Below are 7,282 nucleotides of genomic sequence, written 5' to 3' on the forward strand. Positions count from 1 at the left end.
ATATCCAATCATTTAGTGTAGCGTTAGGGAAATGCGGATTTACAACGTTAAGAAATTCCAATATTAAAAAGCCCAGTTTCTTAGTATTAATATTAAGAAATTGGGCTTTTTCTGTTCCCCCATTAAAACACCAGATTATTGAGGATTTTAAAGAGTGATTATACAGTAAAACATTACATTCTTATTACTTTTTTTCAGGAAGAACAATTCCTTTATATAATTGAACTGTAATAAAGTAATAGATCGAATAGATAACTACGAAAATCAAGATCGGTAACCAAATACGGAAATATGGATTAATTAAGATGAAACCAAAAATCTTCATACCTAATAATACATGAATTATACCTACTATCCCCGGAAATAAAAACACTAAAAATAACTCTTTATAAATGGATTTTGCTAATAATTCATGACGGACTCCAATTTTACGAAGCATTTCATAGCGTACAATATCTTTTGATGCACCAGAAAGAATCTTAAACATTAAGCAGCTTGCCATCATCGCAAGGAAAGCAATACCTAAGAAGAAGCCCATAAATACTGTTCCGCTGGCACTGGCGTAAATCCCAGTATATATTTGATATTTACTGAAGATATCTTCAGCTGTGACATTTTTATATTTAACTAGCTGCAACTCGTCAATTTTTTTCCATTTATCTAAATATGTTACAAAATCCTCAGTTTTTCCAATTACAACAATGTTTTCTTTTTCTTGTATGCCATCGTACATTTTTTGATCTACTATTTTTTTTACTTTTTCCATGTAATTTAAATAGGTTGGTTGAAGAGAGCGTAAAGCGTCATCCCACTCTTCTGGGATAATATTTGTATTCTCCATATGTTCCTCACCATATTTTGAAATTGCTCCTACAGGAAGATTTCCAGAAACTCGTTTTACTTTCCCTCTATTCTTTTTTTCTATTCCAGCTTGCACAAGTGGACGGTTTTTCTCTAGATCTTCTTTCAAGTAGTAAACATATTTGTCATCTATCTTATAGTGATATTCATTCTTTTCTTTAAATGTAATACCATCTAAAATATTCTTTTCTTCTGCTGTCGGATTATGAATGACTGTATCGTATATTTCAAGTTGATCCGTCGATTGAATTACGTTATTCTTGAAAGCCATCCCACCTGAAATCGCCCCCGCACCAAGTGCTACTAACATTGCTACTGTTGCGAGTACTTTTGTTAAACTATTAATACGAAAGTTTAATTGAGCAAATGTAAAAGCATTAAGACCTTTCTCACTACGCTTTTTATTACTCTTTAATTTTTTAATAATAAGCGGAAGGACAGAAGTAAATAACATATACGTTCCCGCTGTAGTTGTAAGCATCGCAATCATAGGACCCTGTTCTTTTAACTTATCCATATAAATCATTGAAGTATATCCAATTCCTAATAAAATAATAGCTAAAAATGAAACAATCCCGGTCCACTTACCTTTAATCATTGTACGTTCTGCTGAAGCATCTGCATGTACAAGTTGCAAAACGGAGATGCGTGATAATTTCACACTATTCATAATGGCAGATAACACAAATAATACCAAGAAGAACATACAAGTAACTAACATAGATGGTACATAAAACCCTTGGTAACCACTCGCAGTAAAATCCAGTTGCTTCATGAGGAGTTTACCAATCCCTTGTGAAAGCCCTATTCCTACAGTAATTCCAATTACTAAGGATACTGCCCCAATAATAATCGTTTCCAGAAACATAAGTAATGTAACCTTATGTTTTTTTGCACCTAACATCATATACATCCCAAATTCTTTTTGGCGAAGAGACATCAAAAAAGAATTTGCATATAGAACATAGAAGAATGTAATGATTGCTAATAGAGCTGAACCCGTTTGAAAAACAGGCGCAATTGACCGAATAGTAGTATTTGCTTCAACAAATGCTTTATTTAATGCTAACGTTTGAAACATGTAAAAAATTGAAATTGACATAACAAGACCAACTAGTAAGACAATATAATCTTTTAGCTTACTTTTTAGTCCTGATATAGAAAGTTTAAATATCATGGTGGGTGTCCTTTCTTATCCTTTTTGTGTACCTAAATCCGCAAGTACATCTAAAATTTCTTTATAGAACACTTCACGCGTACCACTACGATGAATTTCTTTATATAACTCACCATCTTGAATGAACAAAATGCGCTGGCAATAACTTGCACTATATGGATCATGAGTAACCATCATAATCGAAACATCTTGTTTTTCATTTAAATTTTTCATTGCTTCTAAAAGGCTTGTTGCATTTTTTGAATCCAGTGCCCCTGTTGGCTCGTCCCCTAAAATAATTGCTGGTTCATGTACAAGCGCGCGTGCTGCCGCGGAACGTTGTTTTTGTCCACCAGATACCTCAGATGGATATTTTTGAAGTATTTCCGAAATCCCTAACATATTGGCTACTTTCTTTACTTTTGGACCAATCTTACGCGATGGGACTCCTTGAAGTGAAAGTGGAAGCGCAATATTTTCATAAATAGATAGATTCTCTAATAAATTGAAATCTTGAAAGATAAATCCTAATTTTTGAGAGCGAAAATCTGAAAGCTCTCCTTGCTTCATTTTAGTGATATCGATACCAGCAATTTCAACAATGCCGCCAGTTGCTGCATCTAATGTTGAAATTACATTTAATAATGTTGTTTTTCCTGAACCAGACGGTCCCATGATTCCAACAAATTCTCCCTCTTGAATCGAGAACGATACATCTCTCAAAGCGTGTGACTGATTTTCACCTTTTTTACCGTACACTTTTTGAACATTTTTTACATTTACAACTGAGTTGTTCATAATATTCTCCTACCTTTGTTTTTAACTCGATAAATTCATTATTTATTTTTTAAGTTTTTCTTTTGCTTTCTCAGGAACTTCTTTTTCCTGCACTTTCTCAAATTCGTAAACATACTTTCCTTTTACATGAACCTTTAAATAAGAATCTGGATAATCATCCTTACCAGAAACCCCTACTTTAATGGTATTTTCATCGCCTGATTCATCAACTCCGTTTAACATGTAAAAATATCTCTTACCATCAGGTTTTGCTTCCCCTTTTGTAAGGACGTACACATCTTTTTCTTTCACTAATGGATTAAATCTATCTATTGTTTCTCCTCCCATATAAGTTAATAATCCACCTCCTACAACAACTAATCCTGACACTGCAATCCATGCTTTTTTCATCTATCTTTTCCGCCTTTCTTTTCCTATTTAATTAGATGTCATCTCATTCATCCTTTGGGATTTTAATGAGAATGAATATGCTTTCTAACACATTTCTAAGTATAGAGAGTGTTTCTTAATAAATACTGAGGGGATTTCTTAACTTTTTCTTAACAAAAGCTTTAAACTTTAATCATTCAATAATTTTCCAATCTAATAAAAAAGAACTCTTTTGCAAGAGTTCTTTTTTACCCTGTTAACACAAGGCACATTTTCAGTTTGTATCATTTCGTTACACCTAGAAACAATTTATATAACATTATTACTTTTCTGCCTCAATGGGAAGTGAAATAATAAAACGCACAATACCGTCTTCATATTCTGCCCGAATGTCTCCGCTTTGCAAATCAACAATACTTTTTGCAATGGCAAGTCCAAGTCCAGATCCTTCTGAGACTCTGCTTCTTGATTGATCCTTTTTATAAAAACGTTCAAATAAATTCTTCAATTCAATATGCTAAGTTTCCTTTTGCTATCTCATTTACTCCTTGCGCCATCGCTTCAATTTGCTTCATTTTTCTCTTTGTAATATAAAAGAAAGAAAAGATAAACACGATAATTCCAATAAAGGAAGGGAGAATTCCCTCTTTTGTTTCATATGTGATATCTCCTTCTGGAATCCCACTTACAAACATATACAAGTTTTTCCCTTTCGTTTCTGTAACGTTTTTTTCTTTTTTCTCTTCATGATCTCTATCGTAAAAGATCCTGTTCCTGAGCCTAATTCTACGATACATTTTGCCACTTCAAAATCGATTGCATCCACCATTTTTTTGCTAGTATATTAGAACTTGGTGCAATTGCTCCAGTGTTTTTTGGATGTTTTATAAATTCACTTAAAAATGTGATAAATTGCATCAACTATCTCTCCGTTCATTCGGTATTGTGTTAAGTCGATTTCAGTATAAATCGCATTTCTTAACAAATATCGAGAGAGTTTCTTAAGTTTTTCTTAAAAGGAGTAGCATTTAACGTGATTGCAATATGGCGGTAATTCGTTCATGTTTGAATTTAGAATTTAAAATCTTGATGTAATGTATTGCCTCGTGCACAACCATATTTCATAAAAATTGTCCCTTTTTGGGACTAACTTTAGATACTAATTTATGACACCTATTTATCTATTAATAATACAACACCTTAAAAATCGAATCATAACTTTTAAGTTATGATTACGATATGTTCGATATTTTTAAATTGTATTAAACATTAAGTAGCGAATCCGCTGCTTTTTATTTTATAAAGAAGAAAACCTAATGATAATTCTTTTATGGTAACATGGAGGAAAAAAGTGGGTGGATAAATGTTATTAGGAGTCGGTTTGATTATATTAGGAATTTTGATTACCAGTATTACAACATACTATGAAATAAAGAAAGCTGGAGGTATAAGTTGGTTAGAAGTTCTAGTATTCCCTGTGGGCTTAATTATAGGTATGATATTCAATCACTTTGATTTACCAGAGTTTTTAATATTGTTAGGATTAGTATGTATTGTATTAGGTAGCGTTATGGTAATGGGTATCAGTATTATATAGAAAAATCTAAACGCAGGGAGCATCTAAATAGGATGCTTTTTATTTTATAAAGAGATTACCGCGAGATGGTGAATATGGCTAGGCAACGAAGCCCAGATTATGATAGAGCATTTGATATGGTGAGGCCTTGAAGAAGAAAATAAGCAATTGCGTGAAAAAGAAAATGAAAAGCTTACTGATTACTTCATGAAGTTATAAAATTAGGACCGTACATATTAGACATATCTAAAATGTACGGTCCTTTTGTTTACTAGTGGTTCACTTATCTAACCTAAAGATAAGTATGTGGTCCTTTTACAATTTGAATTTCTTTTTAAGCTTCTTATATTTTCTATATGAACGTCTAACAATGTTTAACATGAAATACGGTATTTTAACAGGGAAAGGCAATTTATAAATGAAAGGCAAGTAAAATGTAAAATATGCCTTTTCTAGGTCTCTCCACTTACTATCTTCTTTTGTTTTTAAGAAATCAGATACATCGACTACATATCCCCTTCCGTTTTCCATCATCACATTTTTCCCGTGAACATCACAAGGAGTTAATCCTTGTTTCCTTGCATACTCTAAAGCTTCATTGATATCAAGGATTACCTGCTTAGGAATTTTAATCCCCTTATGAATAGCATCGTATAAGGTAATTTCTTTTAAACGTTTCAATACTATGAAATTTTCTCCTTTATATATAAGCTTCGAATAAGAAGGATGATTTCCGATTCTTCGGTATACTTCTGACTCTTTTTCAATTCCTTCTCCTTCTCGCGCGTAAACTTTCACTATCCAATCTTTGTATTCTTTGTGCATAAATACTGCGGCATAATTACCTGTCCCTAAACACTTCCAAAGTCTAGGAATATCTTTAACTACTACAGGTTCGAATTCATCCTCACTTCTTATGCTTACCTCTTTTAATAATTCATCCTTTATCAATCCCACAAAACTATTTATACTCATCATTTCCACTCCGGTTTTGTTAAAAGGGGGCCCATCCACATTTTAAAATGAATATGTCAAAACATATACAATTTAATTTTCCTCATACTGTTTGGCAAGTTTATAAAATAAAGAACGTTTGATTCTATATTTTCCCATAGCTCCTACGGCTGTAATTGAACCGGATTTCCATTCCTTATAAGCATCCGTAAATTCTTCTGTTATTTCGATAGGCGGACGCCCTAAACGTTTACCTTGTTTTCTGGCAAGAGCAATTCCTTCAGCTTGACGTTGTTTAATATCAATGCGCTCTTTTTCTGCAAAGGCAGATAATATTGTAAGTGTTGCTTTTTGAATTGCGCTCTGAATAACACCATTTGTACTTTCTCCAGTGTAATTGACGTTAATGTATGGTTCCTTTATAAATTGTAAATTTACTTTATGTTTTTCGTAATATCTAAATTCTTCTAATGTATCATTCATATTCCTTCCAAGTCTTGTCAAGGAATCAAACACAATGGTATCTCCTGTACGAACAAGACGTTTTAGCATTTGGTAATTCTCTCTCTATATATTTTTCCCAGATTCTTTATCTATGAAAATATCCCGATCTTCTATTCCTAAATCTTTCATATTCTGAATTTGTCGTTCTTCGTTTTGATCTTTACTCGAAACTCGGGCATATCCAAATTTTTTATGTTTCATATGCTACACCTCACTGGTAATTATACCAATTATGTCTGTAAAGATATATAAAATAAACAGATGTCTGTAAAATGAGAAATGGATATTTATAGACGTTGTTTTTTATAGTTTTTTATCTATCTGTAAAGGTATACTTTTATAGACAATAAAGTGTATTATCCCAGAGCTAAGGTTAAATAAAAAACAGTGAGATATGAACTCACTGTTTTTATTTAATCTGCAAGACTTTAGTAAAATATGAAATTTATTCAAACTTTTAGGTTTATTACCTTTGAAAAATCTAATTTGTATTGTATCCTCTTTACTAGTGTTGTTTTTTTGTATACGTGTTTTTAAGACAAGGCTGTCATTATCAGCCTTGTTTTTATTTGGATATTTTTCCAATTGATAAAATAGGTAAAAGGAGATTATAGATGGAATTAACAAAGCTACATAGTACGATAGAAGATAAAAAGAACGAATTAATTCAACTCGTTATTAAATATGGTATCAACCATAAAAAGGTACTTACATTAAGTCGAGAATTAGATTGTTTAATTTTTAAGTTCATGAAAAGACAATGAAGAATTTTTTCATGAGATTTATACTTATTATATTTTGGAGTGGTGTACACATTTTACCCTTTTTATACGCTAAAAAATTCTCAAAACTCGATATTACCTATTCCAATTGAGACTTTGATTTAGAGATGAGTTTTGAGACATATTTTGAGCTATTTACAGCCTATTTTAGATTTAATTTCATTTGTCTCAAATACCATCATTTTTAGGACACTGAAAACAGTGTAATAGTAATAAAATTGTAAATTCTAACTTGTTTTTCGTTACCAAATGAGGATCTCTTATGAAAAAAGACCCCCTCCG

At 31.9% G+C, this 7,282-nt stretch carries 6 protein-coding genes and 4 pseudogenes; 2 read left to right on the forward strand and 8 right to left on the reverse strand.

Features of this window, described 5'->3' with window-relative positions:
* Window positions 1-184 precede the first annotated feature (184 nt).
* The 6 genes and pseudogenes from ACIGHG_RS24135 to ACIGHG_RS24155 form a co-directional block, all read right to left on the reverse strand.
* Window positions 185-2,038, reverse strand: coding sequence for an FtsX-like permease family protein (locus ACIGHG_RS24135; protein ID WP_396550977.1), 1,854 nt, complete (start codon window positions 2,036-2,038; stop codon window positions 185-187).
* A 15-nt stretch (window positions 2,039-2,053) separates the two neighbouring features.
* Window positions 2,054-2,815, reverse strand: a complete 762-nt coding sequence (locus ACIGHG_RS24140; RefSeq protein ID WP_396550979.1) for an ABC transporter ATP-binding protein — start codon at window positions 2,813-2,815, stop codon at window positions 2,054-2,056.
* Between the two features lie 42 nt (window positions 2,816-2,857).
* The gene (locus ACIGHG_RS24145) at window positions 2,858-3,205 is read right to left on the reverse strand and encodes a YxeA family protein (RefSeq protein WP_006097329.1); all 348 of its coding nucleotides are present in this window, start codon (window positions 3,203-3,205) and stop codon (window positions 2,858-2,860) included.
* A gap of 301 nt (window positions 3,206-3,506) precedes the next feature.
* Window positions 3,507-3,695: pseudogene (locus ACIGHG_RS25720) on the reverse strand (ATP-binding protein); the annotation flags it as partial.
* A 1-nt stretch (window position 3,696) separates the two neighbouring features.
* Window positions 3,697-3,897 (reverse strand): annotated as a pseudogene (locus ACIGHG_RS25725) (HAMP domain-containing protein); the annotation flags it as partial.
* An 8-nt stretch (window positions 3,898-3,905) separates the two neighbouring features.
* Window positions 3,906-4,102: pseudogene (locus ACIGHG_RS24155) on the reverse strand (SAM-dependent methyltransferase); the annotation flags it as partial.
* Window positions 4,103-4,547: 445 nt separating this feature from the next.
* Here ACIGHG_RS24155 and ACIGHG_RS24160 point away from each other — a divergent pair.
* The gene (locus tag ACIGHG_RS24160; RefSeq protein WP_090914499.1) at window positions 4,548-4,781 is read left to right on the forward strand and encodes a hypothetical protein; all 234 of its coding nucleotides are present in this window, start codon (window positions 4,548-4,550) and stop codon (window positions 4,779-4,781) included.
* A gap of 294 nt (window positions 4,782-5,075) precedes the next feature.
* Here ACIGHG_RS24160 and ACIGHG_RS24165 read toward each other — a convergent pair whose 3' ends face one another.
* Together ACIGHG_RS24165 and ACIGHG_RS24170 are read right to left on the reverse strand one after the other, a co-directional pair.
* Window positions 5,076-5,735: a protein kinase family protein gene (locus ACIGHG_RS24165; protein WP_396550991.1), complete on the reverse strand. Its 660-nt coding sequence runs from the start codon at window positions 5,733-5,735 to the stop codon at window positions 5,076-5,078.
* A 72-nt stretch (window positions 5,736-5,807) separates the two neighbouring features.
* Window positions 5,808-6,419: pseudogene (locus ACIGHG_RS24170) on the reverse strand (recombinase family protein).
* Between the two features lie 413 nt (window positions 6,420-6,832).
* On the opposite strand from ACIGHG_RS24170, the gene ACIGHG_RS24175 reads away from it, so the two are divergent.
* On the forward strand, window positions 6,833-6,982 hold the full coding sequence (locus ACIGHG_RS24175; protein ID WP_396550982.1) for an aspartyl-phosphate phosphatase Spo0E family protein: 150 nt from the start codon (window positions 6,833-6,835) through the stop codon (window positions 6,980-6,982).
* Window positions 6,983-7,282: the final 300 nt, after the last annotated feature.

This window comes from Bacillus sp. NPDC077411 (assembly GCF_044543425.1).
Classification (GTDB): domain Bacteria; phylum Bacillota; class Bacilli; order Bacillales; family Bacillaceae_G; genus Bacillus_A; species Bacillus_A bruguierae.